The organism is Amycolatopsis albidoflavus (genome assembly GCF_039525725.1).
GTDB classification, from domain to species: domain Bacteria; phylum Actinomycetota; class Actinomycetes; order Mycobacteriales; family Pseudonocardiaceae; genus Amycolatopsis; species Amycolatopsis albidoflava.
The window spans coordinates 172,021-198,662 of record NZ_BAAAHV010000005.1 but is presented as its reverse complement, the minus strand read 5'-3'; the positions used below and the strand labels follow the sequence as shown (position 1 = coordinate 198,662).

Here is a 26,642-nt window from a genome sequence, read left to right as displayed (position 1 = left end):
CGGTGCGGTTTCCGGCAGCAGCCGGTTGCCGACGTCCTTTAAGGACCCGTCCAGAGAGGCGGGGAAGGAGGTCCGCCTTGTCGTCACGTCCGCGTGGCGCGGCGGAGCCGGCGGGAGAGCGCGAGCTGCTGTCCGCCGGTGATGTCGCGCGCACGATCGCGAGGATGGCCCACCAGGTCATCGAGAAGACCGCTCTCGGAGCCGGTCCGCCGGAGCAGTACCCGGTGCTGCTCGGCATTCCCACGCGCGGCACTCCGCTGGCCGCGCGCCTCGCCGAGAAGATCGGCGAGTTCGCCGGGGTCGCGCCGCCGCACGGCGCCCTCGACATCACCCTTTACCGCGACGATCTCCGCCGCCGTCCGCCGCGCGCTCTCGAGCAGACGCAGCTGCCGCCGGGCGGGATCGACAACCGGGTCGTCATCCTCGTCGACGACGTCCTGTTCTCCGGCCGCACCATCCGCGCCGCCCTCGACGCCTTGCGCGACCACGGCCGCCCGCGTGCCGTCCAGCTCGCCGTGCTCGTCGACCGCGGCCACCGCGAGCTGCCGATCCGCGCCGACTACGTCGGCAAGAACGTGCCCACCGCGCGCGCCGAGGGCGTCTCCGTGCTGTTGTCCGAAACCGACGGCCGGGACGCGGTGCTGCTGCGCGCGCCGGAAGGAGAAACCCGGTGAAGCACCTGCTCGCCACCGACGGGCTCGACGCGGACACCGCGACCGCCGTGCTCGACACCGCCGACGAGCTGAAGCACACGCTGCTCGGCCGAGAGGTCAAGAAGCTGCCGACGCTGCGCGGCCGCACCGTGATCACGCTGTTCTACGAAAACTCCACGCGCACCCGGGTGTCGTTCGAGATCGCCGGGAAGTGGATGAGCGCGGACGTGATCAACGTCTCGGCGTCCAGCTCCTCGGTGAACAAGGGCGAATCGCTGCGGGACACCGCGCTCACCCTGGCCGCCGCGGGCGCCGACTGCGTGATCATCCGGCACCCCGCTTCGGGTGCCGCGCACCGGCTGTCCGGCTGGCTCGCCGGGCCGGGCACCGCGGTGGTCAACGCGGGCGACGGCACGCACGAGCACCCGACTCAGGCGCTGCTGGACGCGGCGACCTTGCGCGAACGCCTCGGTTCGCTGAAGGACCGGCGGATCGCGATCGTCGGCGACGTCCTGCACAGCCGGGTCGCGCGGTCGAACATCCACCTGCTCAGCACTCTCGGCGCGGAGGTGGTGCTCGTCGCGCCGCCGACGCTGCTGCCGGTCGGCGTGGAGAAGCTGCCGGTCACGGTGTCGCACGATCTCGATGCCGAGCTGCCCGCAGTCGACGCCGTGATGATGCTGCGCGTCCAAGCCGAGCGGATGACGGGCGGGGGCCCTGGGCAGAGCTTCTTCCCATCGGCGCGCGAATATTCGATCTCCTACGGGCTCTCCGAGCGCCGCCAGTCGCTGCTGCCGGACCACGCGGTCGTGCTGCACCCCGGCCCGATGCTGCGCGGCATGGAGATCTCCTCCGCGGTCGCGGATTCCCCCTCCTCAGCCATTACCGAACAGGTCCGCAACGGCGTCCACGTGCGCATGGCGGTCCTCTACCACCTCCTGGCCAGTGAAGGAGCTGCCGCGTGAGCATCGTGATCAAGGGTGCCCGCCCGTACGGCGAGGGCGAGCCGGTGGACGTCCTGATCGAGGACGGCGTAATCGCCGCCATCGGCGCGGTGAGCGTTCCCGAGGGTGCCGAGGTGCTCGACGCCAAGGGCCAGATCCTGCTGCCCGGTTTCGTCGACCTGCACACGCACTTGCGCGAGCCGGGCCGCGAAGACACCGAGACCGTCGACACCGGTTCCGCCGCCGCCGCGCTGGGCGGCTACACCGCTGTGTTCGCCATGGCCAACACCGATCCGGTCGCCGACAACTCGCTCGTCACCGACCACGTGTGGCGGCGCGGGCAGGAAGTCGGCCTGGTCGACGTCCACCCGGTCGGCGCGGTCACTGTCGGGCTCAAGGGCGAGAAGCTCGCCGAGCTGGGCACGATGGCCAAGGGCACCGCGGCGGTGCGCGTCTTCTCCGACGACGGCGTCTGCGTCGCGGATCCGCTGCTGATGCGCCGCGCGCTGGAGTACTCGACCGCGCTCGACGCCGTGATCGCTCAGCACGCCGAGGAACCGCGGCTCACTGTCGGCGCTCAGGCGCACGAGGGCGAGCAGGCGTCGCGCCTCGGCTACCCGGGCTGGCCGGCTTCGGCCGAGGAGTCGATCGTCGCGCGCGACTGCCTGCTGGCGCTGCACGCGAACGCACGCCTGCACGTCTGCCACGTCTCCACCGCGGGCACGGTCGACGTCCTGCGCTGGGCGAAGGAACGCGGCACGAAGGTGTCGGCCGAGGTCACGCCGCACCACCTGCTGCTGACCGACGACCGGCTGGAGACCTACGACCCGGTCAACAAGGTCAACCCGCCGCTGCGCACCGGCGGCGACGCGGAGAAGCTGCGCGCCGCGCTGGCCGAGGGCGTGGTGGACTGCGTCGCGACCGACCACGCGCCGCACGCCCCGCAGGACAAGGACACCGAATGGGCCGCGGCCCGGCCGGGCATGCTCGGCCTGCAGACCGCGCTGTCGGTGGTCGTGGAGACGATGGTCAAGACCGGCCTGCTCGACTGGCGCGGCGTCGCCCGCGTGATGAGCGAGCGGCCCGCGGAGGTCGGGAACCTGGCCGGGCACGGCCGTCCGATCGAAGCGGGCGAACCGGCGAACCTGACGCTGGTCGACCCGGACGCCGAATGGACCGTGCGCGGTGCCGAACTGGCCAGCATCGCCGCCAACACCCCGTACGAGGGAATGCGGTTGCCCGGCGTGGTGACGGCGACCCTGCTGCGCGGGCGCATCACCGCGCGCGAGGGGAAGATCTGCTGATGGAGCGGCTGCTGCTGACGCTGGGGATCGTCGTCTTCTTCCTGTTGTGCCTGTGGGGCATGTGGATGGGCTGGCGGCGCAAGGCGCGTTCGCAGAGCGCGCGGATCGCGCCGTTCCCGGAGATCCCCGCCGAGCCCGGCGAGTTCCAGCTGGAATCCGTCGGCGTGTGCGTGGGCACCACGACCGCGGGCAACTGGCAGGACCGTGTCGTCACGCGAGGCGCGGGCCCCCGGTCCGGCGCGGTCTGGCGGCTGCACCCGGACGGGGTGGCCGTGGAACGCGGCGGGCTGCCGGACTTCTGGATCCCGCGCGCTTCGATCACCGGGATCCGCCGCGACTCGCGGCTCGCCGGGAAGGTCACCGGCACCGACGTGCTGCTGGTGATCACCTGGCGGCTCGGCGACGTCGAGCTGGACACCGGGTTCCGCGGCGACGACTTGGACGACTATCCATTGTGGATCGAAAAACTTTCCGATCACGACATCAAGGGAGGTGCCCAGTGAGCACCGGCACTCGCGGCCCCGCCGCCCTGGTTCTCGAAGACGGCCGGGTGTTCCGCGGCGCGGCGTACGGCGCGCGCGGGCGGACCCTCGGCGAGGCGGTGTTCTGCACCGGCATGACGGGGTACCAGGAAACGCTGACCGATCCGTCGTACCACCGGCAGATCGTGGTGCAGACCGCGCCGCAGATCGGCAACACGGGCTGGAACGACGAGGACGACGAATCGGCCCGGATCTGGGTTTCCGGTTACGTCGTGCGGGATCCCGCGCGCACGCCGTCGAGCTGGCGGGCGAAGCGCACGCTGGACGACGAACTGGTCCGCCAGGGCGTGGTCGGGATTTCCGAAGTGGACACCCGGACGCTGACGCGGCATCTGCGCGAGCAGGGCGCGATGCGCGCGGGCGTGTTCTCCGGCGACGCGCTGGGCAGCGACGAGCAGATGGTCGCGGAGGTGCTGGCGAGCCCGCCGATGAAGGGCGCGGATCTGGCCGGCGAGGTCTCCACGGACAAGCCGTATGTCGTTGCGGCGCATGGCGAAACGCGGTTCCGGGTCGCGGCGCTGGACCTGGGGATCAAGTCGAACACGCCGCGGCTGATGACGCAGCGGGGCATCGAGGTGCACGTGCTGCCTTCGAGCACGAGTGCGGAGGAACTGCTCGCGCTGGAGCCGGACGGGGTGTTCCTGTCCAACGGCCCGGGCGACCCGGCGACGACCGCGCACGCGACGGCGTTGACGAAAACCGTTCTGGAGCAGCGGATTCCGCTGTTCGGGATTTGTTTCGGCAACCAGATCCTCGGCCGCGCCTTGGGTTTGGGCACGTACAAGATGCGCTACGGGCACCGGGGCATCAACATCCCGGTGATCGACGTGGCGACCGGCCGGGTCGCGATCACCGCGCAGAACCACGGCTTCGCCCTCGAAGGCGAACCGGGCCAGCGGTTCGATTCCCCTTACGGGGCCGCGCAGATCAGCCACTACTGCCCGAACGACGACACCGTCGAAGGCGTGCGCGCGTTCGACGTGCCCGCGTTTTCCGTGCAGTACCACCCCGAAGCGGCCGCGGGTCCGCACGACGCCGCGCCGCTGTTCGATGAATTCGTTGACTTGATGGAGAAGAAGGCCTGATGCCGAAGAGGACGGACATCCAGCACGTGCTGGTGATCGGCTCCGGGCCGATCGTGATCGGGCAGGCGGCCGAGTTCGACTACTCGGGCACGCAGGCCTGCCGGGTGCTGCGCAGCGAGGGGCTGCGCGTGTCCCTGGTGAACTCGAACCCGGCGACGATCATGACGGACCCGGAGTTCGCGGACGCGACCTACATCGAGCCGGTGACGCCGGACTTCGTGGAGAAGGTCATCGCCGCCGAGCGCCCGGACGCGATCCTGGCGACGCTGGGCGGCCAGACCGCGCTGAACTGCGCGGTGGCGCTGCACGAGCGCGGCGTGCTGGAGAAGTACGGCGTGGAGCTGATCGGCGCGGACATCGACGCCATCCAGCGCGGCGAGGACCGGCAGAAGTTCAAGGACATCGTGCGCACCATCGGCGCCGAGGTCCCGCGCAGCCGGGTGTGCCACGACATGGACGAGGTTCGGTCCACGGTCGAGGAACTGGGCCTGCCGGTGGTCATCCGGCCGTCGTTCACGATGGGCGGCCTCGGCTCGGGCATGGCGCACACGCCGGAAGACCTGGAGCGGCTCGCCTCGACCGGGCTCACCGAGTCCCCGGTCACCGAGGTGCTGATCGAGGAGAGCGTGCTCGGCTGGAAGGAGTACGAGCTCGAGCTGATGCGCGACAAGCACGACAACGTCGTGGTCGTGTGCTCGATCGAGAACGTGGACGCGATGGGCGTGCACACCGGCGACTCGGTCACCGTCGCGCCGACGATGACGCTGACCGACCGCGAGTTCCAGGTCATGCGCGACGTCGGCATCGCGGTGCTGCGCGAGGTCGGCGTGGACACCGGCGGCTGCAACATCCAGTTCGCGTTCAACCCGGCCGACGGCCGGATGGTCGTGATCGAGATGAACCCGCGCGTGTCGCGAAGCAGTGCGCTGGCGTCGAAGGCGACCGGTTTCCCGATCGCGAAGATCGCGGCGAAGCTGGCGATCGGCTACACCCTCGACGAGATCCGCAACGACATCACCGGCGAGACCCCGGCGGCGTTCGAGCCGACGCTGGACTACGTGGTGGTGAAGGTGCCGCGGTTCGCGTTCGAGAAGTTCCCCGGCGCGGACCCCACGCTGACCACGACGATGAAGAGCGTCGGCGAGGCGATGTCGTTCGGCCGCAGTTTCCCCGAAGCCCTCGGGAAGGCGATGCGGTCGATCGAGACGAAGGCGACCGGGTTCTGGACGCTGCCCGACCCCGAGGGCGCGACCGTCGAGTCCACTTTGGACTCTCTGCGCACGCCGCACGAAGGCCGCCTCTACGAGGTGGAACTCGCGCTGCGGCTCGGCGCGACCGTCGAGCAGGTGCACGAGGCTTCCGGCATCGACCCGTGGTTCATCGACCAGATCGCGCTGATCGGCGAGGTCGGCGCCGAGGTCCGCGACGCCCCGGTGCTCGACGGCGACCTGCTGCGGCGGGCGAAGCGCACCGGCCTGTCGGACCGCCAGATCGCCGCGCTGCGCCCCGAACTCGCGGGCGAGGACGGCGTGCGCGCGCTGCGGCACCGGCTGGGCGTGCGGCCGGTGTTCAAGACGGTCGACACCTGCGCGGCGGAGTTCGCGGCGAAGACGCCGTACCACTACTCGGCCTACGAGACCGACCCCGCGGCCGTCTCCGAGGTCGCCGCACAGGGCGACAAGCCGAAGGTGCTGATCCTCGGCTCCGGGCCGAACCGGATCGGGCAGGGCATCGAGTTCGACTACTCCTGCGTGCACGCGGCGATCGCGTTGCGCGAGGCCGGGTTCGAGGCCGTGATGGTCAACTGCAACCCGGAAACCGTGTCGACGGACTACGACACGAGCGACCGGCTGTACTTCGAGCCGCTGTCGTTCGAGGACGTGCTGGAGGTCGTGCACGCCGAGCAGCAGTCCGGCACCGTCGCCGGGGTGATCGTGCAGCTGGGCGGGCAGACCCCGCTCGGGCTCGCGCAGCGGCTGGCCGACGCCGGGGTGCCGGTCGTCGGGACGCCGCCGGAGGCGATCGACCTGGCCGAGGACCGCGGCGCGTTCGGCGAGGTGCTGACCGAGGCCGGGCTGCCCGCGCCGAAGTACGGCACGGCGACCTCGTTCGAGGGCGCGAAGCGGATCGCCGACGAGATCGGCTACCCGGTGCTGGTCCGCCCGTCCTACGTGCTGGGCGGGCGCGGCATGGAGATCGTCTACGACGAGGAATCCCTCGCCGGCTACATCCGCCGCGCCACCGAGGTCACCCCCGAGCACCCGGTGCTCGTGGACCGGTTCCTGGACGACGCCATCGAGATCGACGTCGACGCGCTGTTCGACGGCGAGGACCTCTACCTCGGCGGCGTCATGGAGCACATCGAGGAGGCCGGGATCCACTCCGGCGACTCCTCCTGCGCCCTGCCGCCGATCACCCTCGGCGCGCAGGACCTCGACGCGGTCCGCCGCTCCACCGAGGCCATCGCGCGCGGCGTCGGCGTCCGCGGCCTGCTCAACGTGCAGTACGCGCTCAAGGACGACGTGCTCTACGTCCTGGAAGCCAACCCGCGCGCCTCGCGCACCGTCCCGTTCGTCTCCAAGGCCACCGCCGTCCCGCTGGCGAAGGCCGCGGCGCTGGTGATGACCGGCTCGACGATCAAGGACCTGCGCGCCTCCGGCGTGCTGCCCGCCGAGGGCGACGGCGGCCGGATGCCCGCCGATTCGCCGGTCGCGGTCAAGGAAGCCGTGCTGCCCTTCCACCGGTTCCGCACGCCGGAAGGACACGGCGTCGACTCGCTGCTCGGCCCGGAAATGAAATCCACCGGCGAGGTCATGGGCGTCGACACCTCATTCGGGAAAGCATTCGCGAAATCGCAGAGCGGCGCCTACGGATCCCTTCCCACCTCGGGCCGGGTTTTCGTCTCCGTCGCCAACCGCGACAAGCGTTCGCTCGTCTTCCCGGTGAAGCGGCTGGCGGACCTCGGCTTCGAAATCCTCGCCACCTCCGGCACCGCGGAAGTGTTGCGGCGCAACGGAGTTGCCTGTTCGGTCGTGCGCAAGCACTCCGAGCCGGACCCGGGCACCGGCGAGCCGAACATCGTCGACGTGATCCTCGCCGGCGAGGTCAACATGGTGATCAACACGCCGTACGGAAACAGCGGGCCGCGCGTGGACGGTTACGAAATCCGGACCGCCGCGGTGTCGCGCGATATTCCGTGCGTCACCACGGTTCAGGGCGCGGCTGCGGCCGTGCACGGCATCGAAGCGCTTATCCGCGGCGACATCGGCGTGCGCAGCCTGCAGGACCTCCAGGCGGCCTTGAAGGCGACGTCGTGACCGCGCGGTTCGGGGCCCGGCTGGCCGAAGCGGTGGCCGCGCGCGGGCCGCTGTGCGCCGGGATCGACCCGCATCCGGGCCTGATCGAGTCGTGGGGCCTGCCGCTCGACGCGAGCGGGCTCGAACGCTTCGCGCTCAGCGCCGCGGAGGCGCTGGGCGAGGTGGCGGCGATCGTGAAGCCGCAGTCGGCGTTCTTCGAGGCGTTCGGGTCCGCCGGCGTGGCGGTGCTCGAACGCGTCGTAGACGTCGCCCACGACGCCGGAGCGCTCGTCCTGCTGGACGTGAAGCGCGGCGACATCGGTTCCACCATGGCGGCCTATACGGCGGCGTACGTGGCCGAGAAGGCGGCTTTCACCGCCGACGCGGCCACGGTGTCGCCGTACCTCGGCTTCGGCGCGCTGGACGCGGCTGTCGCGGCGGCGCGCGAAGCGGGCAACGGGCTCTTCGTCCTCGCGCGCACGTCCAACCCGGAAGCGAACGCGTTGCAGCGCGCGCGGCTCGAAGACGGCCGTACGGTCGCTCAGAGCGTCGTAGACGCTGCTGCGGACCACAATGCGGGTGCTGAGCCGTACGGCGACGTCGGCGTGGTCGTAGGGGCCACTGTGGCTCCTGGGGAAGTCGACCTGAGCCGGCTCAACGGACCGGTGCTCGCGCCCGGTTTCGGGGCGCAGGGGGCAACTGAGGCGGATTTGCGGGCAGTCTTCGGGGAAGGCCTTCCGGGCCTGCTCCCGGCGTCCTCGCGCGACCTGCTGCGCCACGGCCCGGACACGGCGGCGTTACGCCGTGCGGCCCAAGAGGTGAACGGCCGGTTGGCGGGACTGCGCGGAAAAGGCCAATAGCAGGCCCCGGAATCGCGCTCCACCAGCCACCCCCGCATTGTGGCCCCTGCTCAGGGGTGGGTACCGTCGCGTCACCCACCCAGATGTGAGAACTACCGGAGGAAAACGTGGCACTTCCCCAGCTGACAGAGGAACAGCGTGCTGCGGCGCTGGAGAAGGCCGCCGCCGCCCGCCGCATCCGTGCTGAGCTGAAGGAGCGGCTGAAGCGGGGCGGTACCACTCTGGTCGACGTGCTGAAGCAGGCCGAGGAGAACGAAGTCCTCGGCAAGATGAAGGTTTCGGCCTTGCTCGAGGCGCTCCCCGGCGTCGGCAAGGTGCGCGCCCAGCAGACGATGGAACGACTGGAGATCGCCCCCAGCCGCAGGCTCCGCGGGCTCGGCGACCGGCAGCGCAAGGCGCTGCTGGCCGAGTTCAGCGGCGAGTGAGCGGCGTCGGTCAGGACTACCCGGTGACCCGGGGCGCCGACCGCGGCGGTGAGCCGGTGGCAGGAGACTTCTCCCGCCCCCGGCTCACCGTCGTCTCCGGGCCTTCCGGCGTCGGGAAGTCGAGTGTGGTGGGACAGCTGCGCCTGCTGGAGCCGAACCTGTACTTCAGCGTTTCGGTGACGACGCGGGTGCCGCGGCCGGGCGAGGTCGACGGAAACCATTACCACTTCGTGGATTCCGCCGAATTCGACCGGATGGTGGCCGGGAACCGGCTGCTGGAGTGGGCCGAGTTCGCGGGCAACCGGTACGGCACGCCGCGCGAGCCGGTGGAGAAGGCCTTGGCCGACGGCCGTCCGGCGGTGCTGGAGATCGAACTGCAGGGCGCCCGGCAGGTCCGGGCCGCGATGCCGGAAGCGCGGCTGGTCATGCTGATGCCGCCGTCCTGGGAAGAACTGGTCGGCAGGCTCACCGGCCGCGGCACCGAGACCGAGGCCGCGGTGGCCGCCCGGCTGGCCGAGGCGGAACGCGAACTGGCCGCGGCCGGGGAGTTCGACGAGCGGGTCGTGAACGCCGACGTCGAGGTCGCCGCGCGGCGGTTGCTAGACTTGATTACTGGCGGTGGCGATTCTGCCGCCGCTCGATGTGACGATACGGAGCACCACGAGTGACTGTGCAACAGGCGACGCTGGAAGAGCTCGAAGGCATCACCAACCCGCCGATCGACGACCTGCTCGAAAAGGTCTCCTCGAAGTACGCGCTGGTGATCTACTCGGCCAAGCGGGCCCGGCAGATCAACGACTACTACGCGCAGCTGGGCGAGGGCCTGCTGGAATACGTCGGCCCGCTGGTCGAGCCCGGCCCCCGCGAGAAGCCGCTGTCGATCGCGCTGCGCGAGATCCACGGCGGGCTGCTCGAGCACACCGAGGGTGAATGACGCCAAGCCCAGGGTCGTCCTGGGCGTGGGCGGCGGCATCGCCGCCTACAAGGCGTGCGAGGTCCTGCGGGGCCTCACCGAATCCGGGCACGACGTCCGCGTCGTGCCCACCGAGGCCGCGCTGAACTTCGTCGGCGCGGCGACCTTCGAGGCGCTGTCCGGGAACCCGGTGCACACCGGGGTTTTCACCGAGGTGCCCGAGGTGCAGCACGTCCGGGTCGGCAAAGAGGCCGACCTCGTGCTGGTCGTCCCGGCGACCGCGAACCTGCTGGCCAAGGCCGCGCACGGGCTCGCCGACGACCTCCTGACGAACACCCTGCTCACCGCCCGGTGCCCGGTCGCCTTCTTCCCGGCGATGCACACCGAGATGTGGGAGCACCCGGCCACCCGCGACAACGTGGCGCTGCTGCGCTCGCGCGGCATGGTCGTCACCGAACCCGCGGCGGGCCGGTTGACGGGCGTCGACACCGGCAAGGGACGGCTCGCCGACCCGGCCGAGATCGTCGACCTGGCCCGCTTGCTGCTCGCCGAACCGCGCGCGCTGCCGCGAGACCTCGAAGGCCTCCGCGTGGTGATCTCCGCGGGCGGCACCCGCGAACCGCTCGACCCGGTCCGTTTTCTCGGCAACCGCTCGTCCGGCAAACAGGGCTTCGCCCTCGCCCGGGTCGCGGCGCAGCGCGGTGCCGAGGTCACGCTGGTCGCCGGGCACACCGACGAACTCCCCGCCCCGGCGGGCGCGACGCTGCAGCGCGTGTCCACCGCGGAAGAAATGCGCAAAGCGGTGCATTCCGCCGCGGCCGACGCGGATGTCGTCGTGATGGCCGCCGCGGTCGCGGATTTCCGGCCCGCCACGCGCGCCGACCACAAGATCAAGAAGTCCGACGACAGCCCGGACCCGGTCATCACGCTCGACCGCAACGCCGACATCCTCGCCGAAGTGGTGCGAGGACGGCGTTCCGGGCAGATCGTGGTGGGTTTCGCGGCGGAAACCGGCGACGAGAACGGCAGCGTGCTCGACCACGCCCGCGCGAAACTTCGCCGCAAGGGCGCGGATCTGCTCGTGGTCAACGCGGTCGGCGACGGCAAGGCTTTCGGCACCGAGGACAACGCGGGCTGGCTGCTCGCCTCGGACGGCGCCGAGCAGGTCATCGCACAGGGAGCTAAAGCCCGCCTGGCGGCCACATTGTGGGATGCCGTAACAGCGTTGATCCAGCGTCGACTCTAGCTACAGGCCCGCTGGGTAGGGTGGGCTGTGCCAGGAGCGCCTGAAATACCGGTGGGGCGCCATCGCTTGACCGAGGGAAGTGACGAGGTCGTGTCTGCGTCCACGAAAAGGCTGTTCACGTCGGAATCCGTGACTGAGGGCCACCCCGACAAGATCTGTGACGCCATCAGCGACTCGATCCTCGACGGCCTGCTGACCAAGGACCCGCGCAGCCGGGTCGCCGTCGAGACCCTGATCACGACGGGCCAGGTGCACGTCGCGGGCGAGGTGACGACCGAGGCGTACGCGGACATCCCCACCATCGTGCGGGACGTCATCCTGCGCATCGGCTACGACTCGTCGGCCAAGGGCTTCGACGGCAACTCCTGCGGCGTGAACGTGGCGATCGGGTCGCAGTCGCCCGACATCGCCCAGGGCGTCGACACGGCGTACGAGTCGCGCGTGGAGTCGGACGAGGACGAGATCAACCGCCAGGGCGCGGGCGACCAGGGCCTGATGTTCGGCTACGCCTGCTCGGACACGCCCGAGCTGATGCCGCTCCCCATCGCGCTCGCGCACCGCCTCTCGCGCCGGCTGACCGCGGTCCGCAAGGACGGCGTGCTGCCGTACCTGCGCCCGGATGGCAAGACCCAGGTCACCATCGAGTACGCGGGCGAACAGCCGGTGCGGCTCGACACCGTCGTGGTCTCCACTCAGCACGCGGACGGGATCGACCTGGAGCAGATGCTCGGCGTCGACGTGCGCAAGCACGTCGTGGAGCCGGAGCTGGCCGAACTGGGCCTCGACACCGACGGCACCCGCCTCCTGGTGAACCCCACCGGCCGCTTCGTGATCGGCGGCCCGATGGGCGACGCGGGCCTCACCGGCCGCAAAATCATCGTCGACACCTACGGCGGCATGGCCCGCCACGGCGGCGGCGCGTTCTCCGGCAAGGACCCGTCCAAGGTGGACCGCTCCGCCGCGTACGCGATGCGCTGGGTGGCCAAGAACGTGGTCGCGGCCGGACTTGCCGGACGGGTCGAGGTGCAGGTGGCGTACGCGATCGGCAAGGCCGCTCCCGTGGGCCTGTTCGTCGAGACCTTCGGCACCGAAACGGTCGACCCGACCAAGATCCAGTCGGCCATCAGCGAGGTCTTCGACCTGCGCCCCGCCGCGATCATCCGCGACCTGGACCTGCTGCGCCCGATCTACGCCCCGACCGCGGCCTACGGCCACTTCGGCCGCCCGGACCTGAACCTCCCCTGGGAAAGCACCGCCCGCGCAGACGCCCTGCGCTCCCTGGCCGGCGCCTGAGCCTTTTTTGGTCTGTGAAGGGCTCCTTGAGGGAATCTAATTCCCTCAAGGAGCCCTTCACGGCTTTCAGGCGAGGCGGGCTAGACCGAGGTCCGTGAGGGGAACCCTGAGGGACTCAGAGTCCCTCAGGGTTCCCCTCACGGACGCCCCCGCAGCCGACGCACCCACCGAGCCAGACAACCAGCTCCATACCGCCGCCGACGCACCCAACCATCGAGGCACCCAGCCCTACCCCAACCCCGATACGAAGCCTCCTCTGCGGTTCGGGGGTGCTTGTCAAGGCATCTTTCCCGCCTTGACAAGCACCCCCGAACCGTCAGGACAATCAAACTTCGGGGTGCCCCACGCAACCCCTTCCCCCGAAGGGGAACGCTCACGACAGGACTGTCGGACCAGTCTGGTAGAGATCTCCAAGTGACCAGCTCCGAACCCACCCCCCTGTGGGACCTCCCGGAGCCTTCGCGCTCCGCCCCGGAGCCGAAGGCCACCCCGGCGAAAAAGCCCAGCAAAGCCAAACCCACCCGTTCCCGCAAAGGCCAGCAAACCCCCGCTCCAGAACTCCCCGTAGCGAAGATCGCGGTCGACATCCCCCTGGCCCACCTGGACCGCACCTTCGACTACCAAGTCCCAGAGAAACTCCACGAATCCGCAGTCCCAGGCTGCCGAGTCCGAGTGCGCTTCGCCGGCCAACTGGTCGACGGCTACCTCATCGAACGCACCGACACCACGGAATACGAACGCAAACTCGCCTACCTGGAACGAGTAACCTCCAGCGAACCGGTACTTCCGCCAGCCCTGCACGCCGTCTGCCGCTCAGTAGCCGACCGCTACGCCGGAACCCTCTCCGACGTCCTCCGCCTGGCCCTGCCCCCGCGACACGCGAAGACAGAAGCCGAACCACCCGCGGAACCGGCCCCGGCGCCGTCCGCGCCGGACATCTCCGCCTGGACCCGCTACCAACGCGGCGAAGCCTTCCTGGAAGCCATAACCGAAGCCCGCCAAGCCAACGCGGTCTGGCAAGCCCTCCCCGGCGAAGACTGGCCCCGCCGCCTGGCCGAGGCAGCCGCCACTGCCGCGTCCCAAGGCCGAGGCGCGGTCCTGGTGGTCCCCGACCACCGCGACCTGACCCGAGTGCACGACGCCTGCGTCGAGCTCGTCGGAGAACAAGGCGTCGCAGCGCTGATCGCCGGTCTGGGACCGGCAGAGCGATACCGCCGCTGGCTTTCCGTTCTGCGCGGCGCAGTCCGCGTAGTAGTCGGCACTCGCGCGGCGATGTTCGCCCCCGTCAAAGACCCAGGCCTGTTCGTAGTCTGGGACGACGGCGACGACCTGCACCTGGATCCGCATGCCCCGTACCCGCACGTACGAGATGTGCTGATGGATCGGGCCCACGCAACGAAATCAGCGTTCCTGGTCGGCGGTTTCGCCCGAACCGCCGAGGCGCAGCTGCTGGTGGAATCCGGCTGGGCACAGCAAATCCAGGCCGGTCGCACCGAACTCCGTGCCGCCGCCCCGCGGGTCACACCGGTCGGCGAGGACTTCGACGTAGCGCGCGACGAAGCCGCCCGCGTAGCCCGCCTGCCCGCAGTCGCTTTCGAAGCGGCACGCCAAGCCTTCGCCGCCGGATTGCCCGCTCTGGTCCAAGTCCCGCGCCGCGGCTACGTCCCCGGATTGTCCTGCGGCCAATGCCGAACGCCCGCCCACTGCCGCCGCTGCGCCGGTCCGCTGGCGTTGCCCGGCGGTTCGGTCGACGGTGCCCCGCGCCCGCCCGCCTGCCGGTGGTGCGGCGTCCCCGAGACCGCTTTCCGTTGCCCTGCTTGCGGTTCCGTCCGGCTGCGAGCAGTCGTCGTCGGCGCGAAACGCACCGCCGAAGAACTGGGCCGGGCTTTCCCCGGGGTGCCCGTCCGAACCTCCGGCGCGACTGAAGTCCTGGCGACTGTCCCCGGCCGCCCGGCTCTGGTGGTCTGCACGCCAGGCGCGGAACCGGTCGCCGAGGGCGGTTACGGCGCGGCGCTGCTGCTGGACGGCTGGGCGCTGCTCGGCCGTCAGGATCTGCGCGCCGCGGAAGAAACCCTCCGCCGCTGGATGGCCGCGGGCGCGCTGGTCCGCCCGGCGGCGGGCGGTGGCCGGGTGGTCGTCGGCGCGGAGGCCGGGCTGCCCGTGGTGCAGGCGTTGGTGCGCTGGGACCCGGGATGGCACGCGAGCCAGGAGCTGGAGCAACGCCGGGAGCTGGGTTTCCCGCCCGCGATGCGGATGGCGAGCGTCGAGGGGAGCCCGGCCGCGGTGGCGAGCGTGCTCGACGACCTCCCGCTGCCGGACACCGGCGAGGTGCTCGGCCCGGTCCCGCTGGGCGATTTCGACGACGAAGGCAACGCCGAACGCGAGCGGGCGCTGGTGCGTGTGGCCCGCCCGGACGGCCGCGCCCTGGCGACGGTGGTGCGAGACGCGGTGGCCCGCCGAGACGCCCGGAAGGCGGTCGAGCCGGTGCGGGTGCAGTTGGACCCGCTGGACTTGATTTAGGCGGTTGCGTGGGCGGGCGGCTACGGGTGCAGTTGGATCCGCTGGACTTGATTTAGGGGTTGCGCGCGGATGGTTTGGGCGCGCGGCGCGATGGTGCGGGAAGGTTCGGGTGGCGGTCGAGCCGGTTCGGGGGCGGTTGGTTCCGGAGGACTTGGTCAACCGGGTTTCGGCGCGTGGCCCGGTAGCGGGGGAAAGCCCGGAGAGGAAGCCGACCCGATGCGGGTCCCGTTGGAGCCGTCCGGTTGTTGCTTGACGACAGGAGCCAGCCGCAGGCACCGCTGCGTTCGTTCGCCTGCGTTGGCCCGCCGACGCAGAGCCGCTCCATGCCCCGAGCAGGCCCGGCCAACGCGGGGCGTGACGGGCCCGCGATCCGCCCCAACCGCCACGCGCGCAACTGGATCCGCTGAACCCGATCTAGCCAGCCGCTAATTCCCTCACCGAACCCCGCCCCGAAGGCGGTTTTCCGTGCTGCTGCGCGAGTTCCGTTTGAACCGGTTCGTCCCGGGGTGTATTGGGGAGGTGGAAACCGGGGGAGGGGCGCGGTCGCGCAGGGTAGCCGGTTGCTCCGTTCGCAGGTCCGGGCTGCGGCATCTGCAGTCTTCGCGCCTACCGAGCGCACACTTACTCTTGAGGCCGGGCGGCCATGATCAGGACCGCGGCCCGGGCCGGCTCCGGGCCGGCCTCCCGCGCGCGCGGCGCGTGCCCGGTCCTGCGGACAGGAGTCGGCGTTGATGGGCGACGTCTCGATCCGGCCGGCTGAGCAGGCGGACCTCGCGGTGCTGGCGGAGGTCTTCGGCGACCAGGGGTTCTTCGAGGACCGGTTCACCCGGCAGGCGAAGGGGCTCGGCGTGCTGTTCGCCGCGTGGTGCTCCGCGCGGCCGGTCGGGGCCGTCTACTTGTGGCTGGAAGACGCCGAGGAGCCGCCGATCCGCGGCCATCTGCCGGGCGTTCCGCTGCTGACCCACTTGGAAGTCGCCCCGGACGCGCGCAACCGCGGCATCGGCGCCGCTCTCGTGCACGCGGCCGAGGACTACCTGGCCGGCCACGGCCACGCCCTCGGCGCGCTCGCGGTCCGCACCGACAACACCCGCGCCGCCCGGCTGTACAGCCGCCTCGGCTACCGGGACTGGGGCCACGGCACTGTCGTTTGCTACGCGGAGCGCGTTTCGCCCGACGGGCGCACGATTTCCGAGGCCGAACGGTGCCACGTCCTGGTCAAAGGGCTGCCGGACGACAGCCCCGCACCGCTGGCGAGCCGCACGTGCGGCGAACGGTGAACCTTCAGGACTTGTGCACGATCTCCGAGATGCCCAGCGTGTCGAAGGCGGCGTCCGGATCGCCCGGCGCCCCGTGCCGCGCGCGCAGCGACAGCAGATGCGTCTGCCAGGTGTCCCGGTCGCGCTGCCAAGCGCGCAGATACCGGACGCACAGGTCCGGGTCGATCAGCAGGCTGCGGCCGAGCGCGGCCTTCAACGCCGCGATCATCCGCGCCTCGTACGCACCGGTCAGGTATGGCGCGTCCTGGACCTGCTGAAGCGTGGTGCTGATGAACGCCCGGCGGCTTTCCAGGAAGCTCGCCCAGTGCTCGGCGGTCGCGTCGGCGAGGCTCATGCCGTTGTCCAGCAGGCAGTAGAGGCCCTCGGCCAGCGTGTCGCCGAGTTCCTCCGACCGGGCGCGCATGGTGTCGCGGTAGGGGTCGTAGTCGTGCTGGTACGCGGAGCCGGTGACCGCGGTGGCGCGCAATCCGGTGCCGCTGAGGAGAAAGAACCAGTCCTCGTTGTAGATGTCCGGGAAGAACGAGGAGAACGCGTCGCGCCCGACCGCCAGTGCGCCGCCGCCGACGAACGTGTCCTGCTGTCCTCCGGACTCGTGGTAGGCGTGGCACACCACGGAGTTGTCCCGCATGCCGGTGTTGGCGAGGCCGACCGCCGCGTATGCGTCGAGCAGGCCCGCCGCGGCGCGCAGATCGCCAGGCCGCGAAAGGTGGATGTCGTCGTCGAGGAAAAGGATGCGCCGCCAGCCCGCGAGATCGGCGACGAGCACGCCGAGGTTGCGCTTGAAACTCGTGTCAGTGCGGCGCAACTGGCGTTTCGCCTGCAGCAGCCTGCTCGTCGCGAAGGGCGGAACGGCGCCGAGACCGGCGGCTTCGTCAGTGTCGATCGCGCGGACGCGCACCCCGGCGCGCTTCGCGGCGAGCACCGCGTCGGTCGCCCGGGCGCTTTTGCTGCACAGCAACAGGAGCGTGGCGTCGACCTCGCGAGCCGCGCGGAAAGCGTCCTTGAGGTAGGCGGCGGGCCTGCCGTTGGGCACGACGATCGCGTCCAGCTGGGCCTGCGGAGCGTCCTCGGCGGCGACGTGGTGCAGCAGCCGCTGGTGCGTCGTGTGCTGCGCCGGCGCTGCGACGGTCGCGGTCATGGGAGGCTCGATTCTGGCCACTCGTGCAGCCGGTTTTCTTGCAGGGTCCAGTCGGGGGTGAGCCCCTGGTTGTCGAACACCGGGACCCGGCTGATGATGCTGAAGGAATCCGCGCCCGCGAAGCGCCGGTCGAGGTAGGCCTGGTTGCGGTCGCGGAAGCGGCGGTCGGTCAGCGCTCGTACGGCCCCGAGGGTGCCGCGGCCGTACATCCCGTTGCACACGGTCACAGTGCGCTTGCGGTTGAGCGGGTTGACGCCGTGGTAGAAGTGCGCGACGTCTTCGATCAGAGCGCCGTCGCGCAGTTTGGCGCTGAACAGCCGGGTCGTCCCGTCCGCGCAGGTCACCTCGAAGCCGCTGTCCAGTTGCTCCTCGTCGCCCTTGCGGCTGATCTGGCGGACCGGCACGTCGACCCGGTCGAGCAGCGCGCGGGTCTGCGGGTTCCAGTCGACGCCGCCGAGCAGCACCAGGTGCGCGGTGTACTCGTCCGCGGACAGCGTCGCGTTCTGGTCGGTGCTGCGGAAGGTGACGTTGCTCGCCGGGTTGCACGCGCGGATGTGGCCGTAGAGCTCGATCAGCGCGTCCGGGTCGGCGTAGGTGTAGAGGTTCACGTAGTCCGGGCTGGACGGGTCGGTGTAGGCGATGCGGTACTTCTCCGGCAGCTGCGCGCAGACGATCACGATGTCCTGGTTCGGCGGGAAGTGCCACAGGCTCAAGGGCGCGAAGACCGGCTGGGTGGGCGGGTATTCGAGGTCGTCGCGCAGCGCCTGCAGCTCCGCGAGCAACTCCTTGCGGACGGTGCGCTCGTCGTCCGTCAGCTTTTCGATGTCCAGCAGGTGAAGTTCGCGGCCGCGGACGGAGCGGCGGGTGGCGAAGAAGGTCGCGTACGCCTCGAGCCTCGGCTGCGGGGGCGTCACCGGCTTCGCCACGTTCTCCCACGACGACAGCAGACCGGTGCTCACGCCGAAGGCCTCGGCGAGCTGGCGCTGGGTCAGCACCACGTCGGACCAGCTCTCCTTGCGCAGGGTACGCAGGCGGGCGGCGAGCGCGGGGTTGGGCTGAGACACGACTTCAGACCCTTCAGTGAAGTTCAGTCAGACGTGAATGGCGGGGATTCTACACCCGGGACGCCGGGGTGGCCGGACGGGCCGGGGGTCGAGTGTCGGCGAGCGTTCAGGGGTTGCCAATTGCGGACCGGACCCTTGCCTGAACGGAAGATGTCGTGTGCGCGACACCATTGTTTCAGTCCGGGCCCGCCCTTATAGTAGCTGCTGTGAAAGTCTACTAGATTTCAGTAGCTTCCTGAAATAGGGGGGCGGTCATGGACACCTCAGCAGTACAGGCACCAGTACACCGAGCCATCGTGGTGGTCGACATCGAAGGGTCGACAACCCGCACGAACCCGGCTCGGGCCGGGCTCCGTTCGGTCCTGTTCGACCTGCTCGACGAGGCGTTCCTGGCCGGGGGCATCACCGAGCGGTTCCGGGACCCGTTCATCGACCGGGGCGACGGGGCGCTGTGCCTCGTCCGGCCGGTCGACGAGGTCCCGAAGACAGTGCTGCTCGCCCGCGTGGTGCCCGCGCTGACCGAACTGCTCGCCCGGCACGGCGACCAGGACCCCGAACTGGCCTTCCGGCTGCGCGTTTCGGTGCACGCCGGCGAGGTGCACTACGACGCGCACGGCCCGTACGGCGAGGACGTCGACATCGCCTGCCGGCTTCTCGACGCGCCTGACCTGAGACGCAGGCTGCGCAGTTCCTCCGGCCCGCTCGCCCTCGTCGTCTCGAACGCCATCCACCGCTCGGTCGTCCGGCACGGCTACGCCGGGATCGACCGCAGCTCCTTCGCCCACGCCTTCACCGTCCGGGTCGGCGGACAGCGGACGCGGGGCTGGGTCCGCACCACCGACGCCGTCCGGCCGGGAGCGGGACTGATCGCCTGAGCGGTCCGGCCGGCGACGAGGAGGGTGGACCGCTGTGGAGACGATCGGGTTCTGGCCGGCGCTGGGCGCCGCGGACCGCGCGAAGTTCGAAGAGCTGTCCGTCCGCAAGGCCTATCGGCGCGGGGACGTCCTCTGCCGCGAAGGCGAGCGGGCCTCGGTGGTGCTTCTCCTGCTGGCCGGCCACGTCCGGATCACCAACGCGACGCCGGACGGGCGCGAGGTCGTGATCGGCGTCCGCGGCGCGGGCGACGTGATCGGCGAACTGGCCGTGATCGACGGCGGACGGAGGTCGGCGACAGTGCAAGCACTCGACGAACTCGACGTCCTGGTGGTGCCCGCCGCCCGGTTCGTCGCGCTGTGCCGGCGCGAGGCGGCGATTTCCTGGGCGCTGCTGCAAGTGCTGGCCGACCGGATGCGCGACGTCGGACGGCAGTGGCTCGACATCGGCGGCGGGACGAGCACCCGCCGCGTGGCCGCGCAGCTGATGCAGCTGGCGGTGCAGCACGGCGTGCGGCGCGGCACGGACATCGAAGTCGCGGTGCCCGGCACGCAAGCGGAACTCGCGATGACAGCGGCGATTTCGCGCGAATCGTGGGCACGGGTGACCCGGGAACTCCGCCGCCAGGGGGTGATCAGCACCGCGCGCGGCCAGGTGACCGTGCACCGGCTCGCGGAATTGCGGCGGCTCGCCCGCTGAACGTGTCAGCTGACACAGATTTCCCGGCTCCGCCGGGGTTTTCTGGATACACACCACCGAGGGAGGCAGTCATGGAACCGTTTCTTCCCGCTCCTCAGCCGGTTCGCTGGCGTCGGGGGGTGTACGCGGCAGCTCTGGTCGTCCCGTTCACCGTCGCTCAGGTGTGGGCGCTGCTGGTGTTGCTGAGTTTCGAATCGCTTCACGGGCTTGTCGCGCAGGCGTTCCTGGTGATCCTCGCCGGCTCCCTGATCGCGACGGTCGCGGGCTGGCGCTGGGTGTGGCAGCTGGGGTCGGAGCGCAAGCGCGTTCAGGCCCGCGAGGAAATGCGCAGGCGCGCTTCCGAGAACCTGCGCGAATTCGGGCGCGAGGACCTTCGCGAACCGCGGATACAGGTGCGGATATGACCACCGTGCTGGCCGCCGCGCAAAGCGGGCAAGGCGTGCCGGCCGGGGTGCTCGTGCTCGCGCTGGTGGTGCTGGTCGCGCTGATCCGGGTGCTGCGCTGGATCGCCGGGCTGGCGGTGAAGCTGGCCGCGTCGGTCGCCGCGGTGTCCGGGCTGGTGGTCGGAGTGTTCGGGGTCGGCGGCCTGGCGACGCTGACCGCGGTGGCGATGGCGGCCTCGAAATGAGTGTGGACACCGGTTCTGCCGCGGGGCAGACTCGCCCGCATGCCCACGACCGGAAAGCGAATCCTCGCGGTGCTCTCCGTGGCCGCTCTGGTGTCCACGGCCGGGGCGGCCAGCGCCTCGGCCGCCGTTCCCACTCCTAAATCGCCTGTCGCGACCGGCTATCTCGGCGCGGTGTCGAGCATCGACGCCGACGCCACGGCCATCGGCACGCAGGTGCTGCGCGGCGGCGGCAACGCCGTCGACGCGGCGGTCGCCGTCGCGGCCGCGCTCGGCGTTACGGACCCGTTCTCGGCCGGCATCGGCGGGGGCGGGTTCTTGGTGTACTACGACGCGAAGACCGGCAAGGTCCACACGCTCGACGGGCGGGAAACCGCGCCCAAGACCGCGGACGAGAACCTGTTCGTGGAGAACGGCAAGCCGCTGCCGTTCGCGGACGCCGTGACGAGCGGGTTGAGCGTCGGGGTGCCGGGCACTCCGGCTACTTGGCGTGACGCGTTGCGCAAGTGGGGGACGCGCTCGCTCGCGCAGTCGATCGCCCCGGCGGAGCGGTTGGCGCGCAAGGGGTTCGTGGTCGACCAGACGTTCCATGATCAGGTCGCGCACAATGCCGGGCGGTTCGCCGCGTTTCCTTCTACTCGGTCGTTGTATCTGCCGGGCGGGCAGCCGCCCGCGCCGGGGACGGTCTTCCGGAATCCCGATTTGGCTGCCACGTATGGGCAGCTGGCCCGGCGGGGGACGGATGCCTTGTACCGCGGCGATATCGGGGCGGATGTCGCCCGGACTGTTCAGCAGCCGCCGGTCGATCCGGCTTCTTCGCTGAATGTTCGTCCGGGGAAGCTCTCCGTTTCTGATCTTGCCGCGTATCGGGCTATTGAGCGCGAGCCTACGCATACTGAGTATCGCGGGTTGGACGTTTACGGGATGCCCGCGCCTTCGTCCGGCGGGCTTACCGTGGGCGAGGCGTTGAATATCCTGGAGAACTTTGATCTTCGCGGGGCGAGCAAGGCTGATTATCTGCAGTATTTCCTGGAGGCTTCGCGGTATGCGTTCGCTGACCGGAATCGGTGGATCGGCGATCCGGCGGTGGTTGATGTTCCGGCTAAGGAGTTGCTCAGTCAGGGGTTCGCGGACAGTCGGGCTTGTTTGATTTCCCGGGATCGGGCTGGGGTCAGTCCTGTTGCGCCTGCTGATCCTCGTCATCCTCAGCCTTGTGGTGCTGGTTCTGTTGGGACGCCTACGCCTTATGAAGGGGAGAACACTACTCACCTTACTGTGGCGGATAAGTGGGGGAATGTTGTTGCTTACACTCTTACTATCGAGCAGGAGGGTGGTAGCGGGATTGTGGTGCCGGGGCGGGGGTTCTTGCTCAACAATGAGCTGACTGACTTCTCGTTCGTGCCGGTTACGCCTGGGGTTCCGGATCCTAATTTGCCTGGGTCCGGGAAGCGGCCTCGGTCTTCTATGGCTCCTACTGTGGTTTTGCGGGACGGGAAGCCGTTCTTTGCGACTGGGTCGCCTGGGGGTGCGTCGATTATTACGACGGTGCTGCAGGTTTTGCTCGGGCGGATTGATCGGGGGTTGTCGTTGGAGGATGCCATTGCCGCTCCGCGGGCTTCTCAGCGGAATTCTGCCAAGGCGGATGTGGAGGCTGGGTTCTTGGCTCAGCCGGAGGTTGCGGATTTGCAGGGGCGGGGGCAGGTGTTTTCGTCTTCGCCTGCGGAGATCGGGGCTTCTACTGGGGTGGAGAGTTTGCGGGACGGGCGGTGGATTGCTGCTGCTGAGCCGGTGCGGCGGGGGCAGGGGGCTGCTGAGGTGGTGTTGCCTTGGCGGTGGCCTGGGGGGCGGTGAGTCGGCTCGTCGCCTGGCGGCGACATTGCTTTGAGTGGTTGCGTGGGGCACCCCGAAGCTGATTGTTACGACGGACGGCGGGTGCTTGTCAAGGCGGGAAAGATGCCTTGACAAGCACCCGCCGTCCGCGTTTTTGGCTTCGTATCGGGGTGCGGGGGTGGTGTGGGTGCCTCGATGGTTGGGTGCATCGGTGCGGTTGGGTGGGTGGTTGGGGCTTGCGCCCCAATGTGGCGTTGGGTGCATGTGACGCACCGAATGCCACATTGGGTGCGTGGGATGCACCCAATGTGGCGTTGGGGCGCATTGCGGCGAGCGAGCGGGCGGGCGGGGTGGGCTGTGAAGGGCTCCTTGAGGGAATCTGATTCCGTGAAGGAGCCCCTCACGGAATTGTGCGGGTCGTGAGGGGAACCCTGCGGGACTCTGAGTTCGTGAGGGTGGCCCTCACGGACATCGGCGGGTCGTGAGGGGAACCCTGCGGGACTCAGAGTCCGTGAAGGTGGCCCTCACGGACTGCGGGCGCGACCGAAGTGCCGGCAGGCGAGCGGCGGTGAGGCGTCACCCGGCGGAGAGTTGGCGTTTCACCTCGGCGGCGACGCGGGAGCCTTCGGCGCGTCCGGCGATCTTCGGCTGCACCGCCTTCATCACGGCGCCCATCCCGGCCATCCCGGAGGCGCCCGTTTCCGTCACGGCCTCGGTGACCAGAGCGCGCAGTTCGTCGTCCGGCAGCTGGGCGGGCAGGTAGCCGGTGAGGACCTCGGCCTCCGCCCGTTCGCGCTCGGCTGATTCCGCGCGGCCTGCCTTCTCGAAGGCCTCGGCGGCGTCGCGGCGTTTCTTCACCTCTCGGGTGATGATCTTCAGGACCTCGTCGTCGGAGAGTTCGCGTGCGCTGTCGCCCGCGGTTTCTTCGTAGCCGATCGCCGAGAGGGTCAGGCGCAGGGTTGCCGAGCGCAGCTGGTCCCTTGCCTTGATCGCGGTCGTGAGGTCGTCGTGCAGGGTCGCCTTCAGCGTGGTCATATACCCGATCCTGGCGCCCGCCCCGGCCGGCTGCCCGCGCCGCGCCGCCGGGGACGGGGTCTTCTAGACTCGCTTCCGATGTCCGACCAGCCTGAAATCCCCTTTTCCCTTCCGGAGGTGCGGTGATGCGTCTCGTTTTCGCCGGCACCCCGGAGCCTGCCGTGCCGTCGTTGCGCGCGCTGATCGAGTCCGGGCGGCACGAGGTCGTCGCGGTCGTCACCCGGCCGGACGCCCAGGCCGGGCGCGGGCGCAAAGTGCTGCGGTCCCCGGTCGGGGCACTCGCCGACGAGCACGGCATCGAGGTGCTCACCCCCGCTCGCGCCGGCGACCCGGCGTTTCTCGCCCGCCTGCGCGAGCTGGAACCGGACGTCTGCCCGGTCGTCGCGTACGGGGCGCTGCTGCCGCAGTCCGCGCTCGACATCCCGGCGCACGGCTGGGTCAACCTGCACTTCTCGCTGCTGCCCGCGTGGCGCGGCGCGGCCCCGGTGCAGGCGGCGATCCGGGCGGGAGACGAGATGACCGGCGCGTCCACCTTCCGGATCGTGAAGGAACTCGACGCGGGGCCGGTGTTCGGCGTGGTGACCGAGACGATCGGCCCGGCCGACACCTCGGGCGCGCTGCTCGGCAGGCTCGCCGAGTCCGGGGCGCACCTGCTGGTGTCCACCGTGGACGGCATCGAGGACGGCACGCTCCGCGCGGTCGAGCAGCCGGGCGAGGGCATGAGCTACGCGCCGAAGGTGACCGTCGAGGACGCGCGGGTGTCGTTCGCGGACCCGGCTTCGGCGGTCGACCGGCACATCCGCTCGGTGACGCCGGATCCCGGCGCGTGGGCGGAGTTCCGCGGCGAGCGGTTCAAGCTGGGGCCGGTCACCGTGCTCGACGAACCCGGCCCGCGGCCGGGCGAGCTGGTGGTCGAGCGCAAGCGCGTGCTCGTGGGCACGGCGACGAAACCGGTGCGGCTGGGCGAGGTCCAGGCGGCCGGGAAGAAACGAATGGCTGCCACCGACTGGGCGCGCGGCACGAGGATCGACGAAGGAGAGCGCCTGCGGTGAACGAGCGTGGAGAACGGCGGCCGTCACGGCCGCAGCGGGGCCGTCCGGCTCCGCGCAAACAGGGACCGCGGCGTCCGCCGGAGATCGATCCGGCCCGCCAGGTGGCGTTCGACGTGCTGCGCGCCGTGCGCGAGAAGGACGCGTACGCCAACCTCGTCCTCCCGCAGCTGCTGCGGGAACGCCGGGTGAGCGGCCGGGACGCCGCGCTGGCCACCGAACTGACCTACGGTTCCGCCCGCGCGCAGGGCCTGCTGGACGCGGTGATCGCCGCGTGCGCCGACCGGCCGATCGAGAAGACCGACCCGGTGGTGCTCGACGCGCTGCGGCTCGGCGTCTACCAGCTGCTGCGCACCCGGATCCCGGAGCACGCCGCCGTCGGGTCCACTGTGGACCTCGTGCGCGCCGAAGCCGGTTCGTGGGCAACGGGATTCACGAACGCCATCCTGCGCGCGGTGTCGGCGAAGGACGAGTCGCAGTGGCTCGACGAGCTGACGCCGGACGAGACCACCGACCCGATCGGCGCCTACGCGCTCCGCACCGCGCACCCGCGCTGGGTCGCCCGGTCGTTCGCGGAAGCGTTGGGGGACAAGGGCGCTGAGCTGAAGGCCGCCCTCGAAGCGGACGACGCCCGCCCCGAGGTACATCTGGTCGCCCGCCCCGGCGAGATCAGCGCCGACGAACTGGCCGCCATCACCGGCGGCGACCCCGCGCCGTACTCGCCCTACGGCGTCCACCTGCCCGCGGGCGCCGGCGACCCGGCCGACGCGGAACCGGTGCGCGAACGCCTCGCCGCGGTGCAGGACGAAGGCAGCCAGCTGTGCGCCATCGCCGTCACCAAGGCTCCGCTGGAGGGCTCCGACGAGCGCTGGCTGGACCTGTGCGCGGGTCCTGGCGGCAAAGCGGCGCTGCTCGGCGCATTGGCCAAGATCAGCGGCGCGCACGTGGACGCCGTGGAGAAGGCCCCGCACCGCGCCCGGCTGATCGAAAACGCCACCGAGGGCCTGCCGGTCACCGTGCACGTCGCCGACGGCCGCGAAACCGGCCTGGAACCGGGCTACGACCGGATCCTCGTCGACGCTCCGTGCAGCGGCCTGGGCGCACTGCGCCGACGTCCCGAGGCCCGGTGGCGCCGCAAGCCGTCGGACGTCGCGGACCTCACCAAGCTGCAGGGCGAACTGCTGATGGCGGCGCTGGACCTGGTGCGCCCGGGCGGCATCGTCACGTACGTCGTCTGCTCGCCGCACCTGGCCGAAACCGAAGGCGTGGTAGGCGAAACCGCCCGCCGCACCAAGTCCGAGATCGTGGACGCCCGGGAGTTCTTCCCCGGCGTCCCGCAGCTCGGCGACGGCCCGTACGTCCAGCTGTGGCCCCACCGACACGGCACCGACGCGATGTTCTGCGCGGTGCTGCGCAAACCGTGACGGATCTAGGTTTGGTCGCCAGCTCGTGCGGCGGACTGGACACCCGGTTCACCGACGAGCTGGCAAAACCAGCGGTCGCCCGAGGCTGGCGATTGGCCGTCACCCTTACGCCCACGGCCTGGGGCTGGCTGAAAGCAACCGGCGGCCTTGGCGAACTCGAAGCCACGACGGACCTGCCGGTGCGCAGCACGTCCCGCCTCCCCGGCGAACCGCGTCCGCACCCGGACCCAAAGGTGTTCCTCTTCGCGCCCGCGTCGGCGAACTCGGTAGCGAAGCTGGCACTGGGGATCGCGGACAATCAGGCGCTCACATTGCTAGGCGATGTCCTTGGCGCGCCAGGAATCACCATCGTCGTGGCCTATCAGATCCAGCCGACCCGGGCCCACCATCCGGCTTGGCAGCGGCACCTCGACACCTTGGCCGAGGCCGGTGTCCGGCTGCACCGCCTGGACCCGCGCCGCCCCTGGTCAGAGCCGCTCGACTTGCTGCCCTCGCCTGCGTAGAAAGCCGTGAAGGGCTCCTTGAGGGAATCAGATTCCCTCAAGGA

25 protein-coding genes are annotated in these 26,642 nt (G+C 70.4%); 22 read left to right on the top strand and 3 right to left on the bottom strand.

From position 1 onward, the window contains the following. Window positions 1–77 precede the first annotated feature (77 nt). The 14 genes from pyrR to ABD156_RS05360 all read left to right on the top strand — a co-directional run bounded on the left by pyrR (window position 78) and on the right by ABD156_RS05360 (window position 16,358). On the top strand, window positions 78–674 hold the full coding sequence (pyrR, locus tag ABD156_RS05425) for a bifunctional pyr operon transcriptional regulator/uracil phosphoribosyltransferase PyrR (RefSeq protein ID WP_344267333.1): 597 nt from the start codon (window positions 78–80) through the stop codon (window positions 672–674). After that, window positions 671–1,618 carry an aspartate carbamoyltransferase catalytic subunit gene (locus ABD156_RS05420; RefSeq protein ID WP_344267331.1) on the top strand — a complete coding sequence of 316 codons (948 nt, stop codon included), beginning with the start codon at window positions 671–673 and terminating at the stop codon, window positions 1,616–1,618. The genes pyrR and ABD156_RS05420 overlap by 4 nt, the downstream gene beginning before the upstream one ends. Further along, window positions 1,615–2,901 carry a dihydroorotase gene (locus tag ABD156_RS05415; protein WP_344267329.1) on the top strand — a complete coding sequence of 429 codons (1,287 nt, stop codon included), beginning with the start codon at window positions 1,615–1,617 and terminating at the stop codon, window positions 2,899–2,901. Before ABD156_RS05420 ends, ABD156_RS05415 begins: the two co-directional genes overlap by 4 nt. Further along, a complete protein-coding gene (locus ABD156_RS05410) occupies window positions 2,901–3,404 on the top strand; it encodes a PH-like domain-containing protein (protein ID WP_344267327.1) in 504 nt (167 codons plus the stop codon). The genes ABD156_RS05415 and ABD156_RS05410 overlap by 1 nt, the downstream gene beginning before the upstream one ends. Then, complete coding sequence (gene carA / locus ABD156_RS05405; RefSeq protein WP_344267325.1) at window positions 3,401–4,528, top strand: glutamine-hydrolyzing carbamoyl-phosphate synthase small subunit; 1,128 nt, start codon at window positions 3,401–3,403, stop codon at window positions 4,526–4,528. Before ABD156_RS05410 ends, carA begins: the two co-directional genes overlap by 4 nt. Next, complete coding sequence (carB, locus tag ABD156_RS05400; protein ID WP_344267323.1) at window positions 4,528–7,845, top strand: carbamoyl-phosphate synthase large subunit; 3,318 nt, start codon at window positions 4,528–4,530, stop codon at window positions 7,843–7,845. Before carA ends, carB begins: the two co-directional genes overlap by 1 nt. Continuing rightward, window positions 7,842–8,684, top strand: a complete 843-nt coding sequence (pyrF, locus tag ABD156_RS05395) for an orotidine-5'-phosphate decarboxylase (protein ID WP_344267321.1) — start codon at window positions 7,842–7,844, stop codon at window positions 8,682–8,684. The genes carB and pyrF overlap by 4 nt, the downstream gene beginning before the upstream one ends. 107 nt (window positions 8,685–8,791) lie before the next feature. Next, complete coding sequence (gene mihF, locus ABD156_RS05390) at window positions 8,792–9,109, top strand: integration host factor, actinobacterial type (protein ID WP_003096398.1); 318 nt, start codon at window positions 8,792–8,794, stop codon at window positions 9,107–9,109. Further along, complete coding sequence (gene gmk, locus ABD156_RS05385) at window positions 9,106–9,777, top strand: guanylate kinase (RefSeq protein WP_344267317.1); 672 nt, start codon at window positions 9,106–9,108, stop codon at window positions 9,775–9,777. The genes mihF and gmk overlap by 4 nt, the downstream gene beginning before the upstream one ends. After that, the gene (gene rpoZ, locus ABD156_RS05380; protein ID WP_020658117.1) at window positions 9,774–10,043 is read left to right on the top strand and encodes a DNA-directed RNA polymerase subunit omega; all 270 of its coding nucleotides are present in this window, start codon (window positions 9,774–9,776) and stop codon (window positions 10,041–10,043) included. The genes gmk and rpoZ overlap by 4 nt, the downstream gene beginning before the upstream one ends. Then, window positions 10,036–11,268 (top strand): bifunctional phosphopantothenoylcysteine decarboxylase/phosphopantothenate--cysteine ligase CoaBC, encoded by a 1,233-nt coding sequence (coaBC, locus tag ABD156_RS05375; protein WP_344267315.1) that lies wholly within the window; start codon window positions 10,036–10,038, stop codon window positions 11,266–11,268. The genes rpoZ and coaBC overlap by 8 nt, the downstream gene beginning before the upstream one ends. Window positions 11,269–11,358: 90 nt before the next feature. Then, window positions 11,359–12,561 carry a methionine adenosyltransferase gene (gene metK, locus ABD156_RS05370; protein ID WP_344267313.1) on the top strand — a complete coding sequence of 401 codons (1,203 nt, stop codon included), beginning with the start codon at window positions 11,359–11,361 and terminating at the stop codon, window positions 12,559–12,561. Between the two features lie 414 nt (window positions 12,562–12,975). After that, a complete protein-coding gene (locus ABD156_RS05365; RefSeq protein WP_344267311.1) occupies window positions 12,976–15,081 on the top strand; it encodes a primosomal protein N' in 2,106 nt (701 codons plus the stop codon). Between the two features lie 731 nt (window positions 15,082–15,812). Next, window positions 15,813–16,358, top strand: a complete 546-nt coding sequence (locus tag ABD156_RS05360) for a GNAT family N-acetyltransferase (protein ID WP_344267309.1) — start codon at window positions 15,813–15,815, stop codon at window positions 16,356–16,358. Between the two features lie 4 nt (window positions 16,359–16,362). Here the strand turns inward: ABD156_RS05360 and ABD156_RS05355 are convergent, their stop codons facing one another. Both ABD156_RS05355 and ABD156_RS05350 read right to left on the bottom strand, forming a co-directional pair. Then, window positions 16,363–17,496: a hypothetical protein gene (locus tag ABD156_RS05355; protein WP_344267307.1), complete on the bottom strand. Its 1,134-nt coding sequence runs from the start codon at window positions 17,494–17,496 to the stop codon at window positions 16,363–16,365. After that, window positions 17,493–18,560 carry a helix-turn-helix domain-containing protein gene (locus ABD156_RS05350; RefSeq protein ID WP_344267305.1) on the bottom strand — a complete coding sequence of 356 codons (1,068 nt, stop codon included), beginning with the start codon at window positions 18,558–18,560 and terminating at the stop codon, window positions 17,493–17,495. The genes ABD156_RS05355 and ABD156_RS05350 overlap by 4 nt, the downstream gene beginning before the upstream one ends. A 254-nt stretch (window positions 18,561–18,814) precedes the next feature. Here ABD156_RS05350 and ABD156_RS05345 point away from each other — a divergent pair, with 254 nt between their 5' ends. The 5 genes from ABD156_RS05345 (at window position 18,815) to ggt (ending at window position 22,608) form a co-directional block, all read left to right on the top strand. Continuing rightward, window positions 18,815–19,435, top strand: a complete 621-nt coding sequence (locus ABD156_RS05345; protein WP_344267303.1) for a nucleotidyl cyclase domain-containing protein — start codon at window positions 18,815–18,817, stop codon at window positions 19,433–19,435. A 34-nt stretch (window positions 19,436–19,469) separates the two neighbouring features. Beyond that, window positions 19,470–20,132: a Crp/Fnr family transcriptional regulator gene (locus ABD156_RS05340; protein WP_116206509.1), complete on the top strand. Its 663-nt coding sequence runs from the start codon at window positions 19,470–19,472 to the stop codon at window positions 20,130–20,132. Window positions 20,133–20,203: 71 nt separating this feature from the next. Continuing rightward, on the top strand, window positions 20,204–20,536 hold the full coding sequence (locus tag ABD156_RS05335) for a hypothetical protein (RefSeq protein WP_344267300.1): 333 nt from the start codon (window positions 20,204–20,206) through the stop codon (window positions 20,534–20,536). Next, window positions 20,533–20,760 (top strand): hypothetical protein, encoded by a 228-nt coding sequence (locus ABD156_RS05330; protein ID WP_344267298.1) that lies wholly within the window; start codon window positions 20,533–20,535, stop codon window positions 20,758–20,760. The genes ABD156_RS05335 and ABD156_RS05330 overlap by 4 nt, the downstream gene beginning before the upstream one ends. A 39-nt stretch (window positions 20,761–20,799) precedes the next feature. Further along, on the top strand, window positions 20,800–22,608 hold the full coding sequence (gene ggt / locus ABD156_RS05325; protein ID WP_344267296.1) for a gamma-glutamyltransferase: 1,809 nt from the start codon (window positions 20,800–20,802) through the stop codon (window positions 22,606–22,608). A 555-nt stretch (window positions 22,609–23,163) separates the two neighbouring features. Here ggt and ABD156_RS05320 read toward each other — a convergent pair. Next, window positions 23,164–23,622, bottom strand: coding sequence for a GatB/YqeY domain-containing protein (locus tag ABD156_RS05320; RefSeq protein ID WP_344267294.1), 459 nt, complete (start codon window positions 23,620–23,622; stop codon window positions 23,164–23,166). A gap of 125 nt (window positions 23,623–23,747) precedes the next feature. Between ABD156_RS05320 and fmt the strand changes: the two genes are divergently transcribed. Genes fmt through ABD156_RS05305 form a run of 3 tightly spaced genes read left to right on the top strand, consistent with a single transcriptional unit; the run spans window position 23,748 to window position 26,598 of the window. Beyond that, on the top strand, window positions 23,748–24,674 hold the full coding sequence (gene fmt, locus ABD156_RS05315; RefSeq protein WP_344267292.1) for a methionyl-tRNA formyltransferase: 927 nt from the start codon (window positions 23,748–23,750) through the stop codon (window positions 24,672–24,674). Then, window positions 24,671–26,095 carry an RsmB/NOP family class I SAM-dependent RNA methyltransferase gene (locus tag ABD156_RS05310; protein WP_344267290.1) on the top strand — a complete coding sequence of 475 codons (1,425 nt, stop codon included), beginning with the start codon at window positions 24,671–24,673 and terminating at the stop codon, window positions 26,093–26,095. The genes fmt and ABD156_RS05310 overlap by 4 nt, the downstream gene beginning before the upstream one ends. Next, window positions 26,092–26,598, top strand: a complete 507-nt coding sequence (locus ABD156_RS05305; RefSeq protein ID WP_344267288.1) for a flavoprotein — start codon at window positions 26,092–26,094, stop codon at window positions 26,596–26,598. The genes ABD156_RS05310 and ABD156_RS05305 overlap by 4 nt, the downstream gene beginning before the upstream one ends. Window positions 26,599–26,642: the final 44 nt, after the last annotated feature.

Bases quoted from the DNA above. Each gene is read 5' to 3' on its own strand.
- ABD156_RS05345 (WP_344267303.1), top strand. From the start codon at position 18,815: ATGGACACCTCAGCAGTACAGGCACCAGTACACCGAGCCATCGTGGTG.
- ABD156_RS05410 (WP_344267327.1), top strand. From the start codon at position 2,901: ATGGAGCGGCTGCTGCTGACGCTGGGGATCGTCGTCTTCTTCCTGTTG.
- ABD156_RS05355 (WP_344267307.1), bottom strand. From the start codon at position 17,496: ATGACCGCGACCGTCGCAGCGCCGGCGCAGCACACGACGCACCAGCGG.
- ABD156_RS05320 (WP_344267294.1), bottom strand. From the start codon at position 23,622: ATGACCACGCTGAAGGCGACCCTGCACGACGACCTCACGACCGCGATC.
- fmt (WP_344267292.1), top strand. From the start codon at position 23,748: ATGCGTCTCGTTTTCGCCGGCACCCCGGAGCCTGCCGTGCCGTCGTTG.
- ABD156_RS05335 (WP_344267300.1), top strand. From the start codon at position 20,204: ATGGAACCGTTTCTTCCCGCTCCTCAGCCGGTTCGCTGGCGTCGGGGG.
- ABD156_RS05360 (WP_344267309.1), top strand. From the start codon at position 15,813: ATGGGCGACGTCTCGATCCGGCCGGCTGAGCAGGCGGACCTCGCGGTG.
- carB (WP_344267323.1), top strand. From the start codon at position 4,528: ATGCCGAAGAGGACGGACATCCAGCACGTGCTGGTGATCGGCTCCGGG.
- ABD156_RS05330 (WP_344267298.1), top strand. From the start codon at position 20,533: ATGACCACCGTGCTGGCCGCCGCGCAAAGCGGGCAAGGCGTGCCGGCC.
- ggt (WP_344267296.1), top strand. From the start codon at position 20,800: ATGCCCACGACCGGAAAGCGAATCCTCGCGGTGCTCTCCGTGGCCGCT.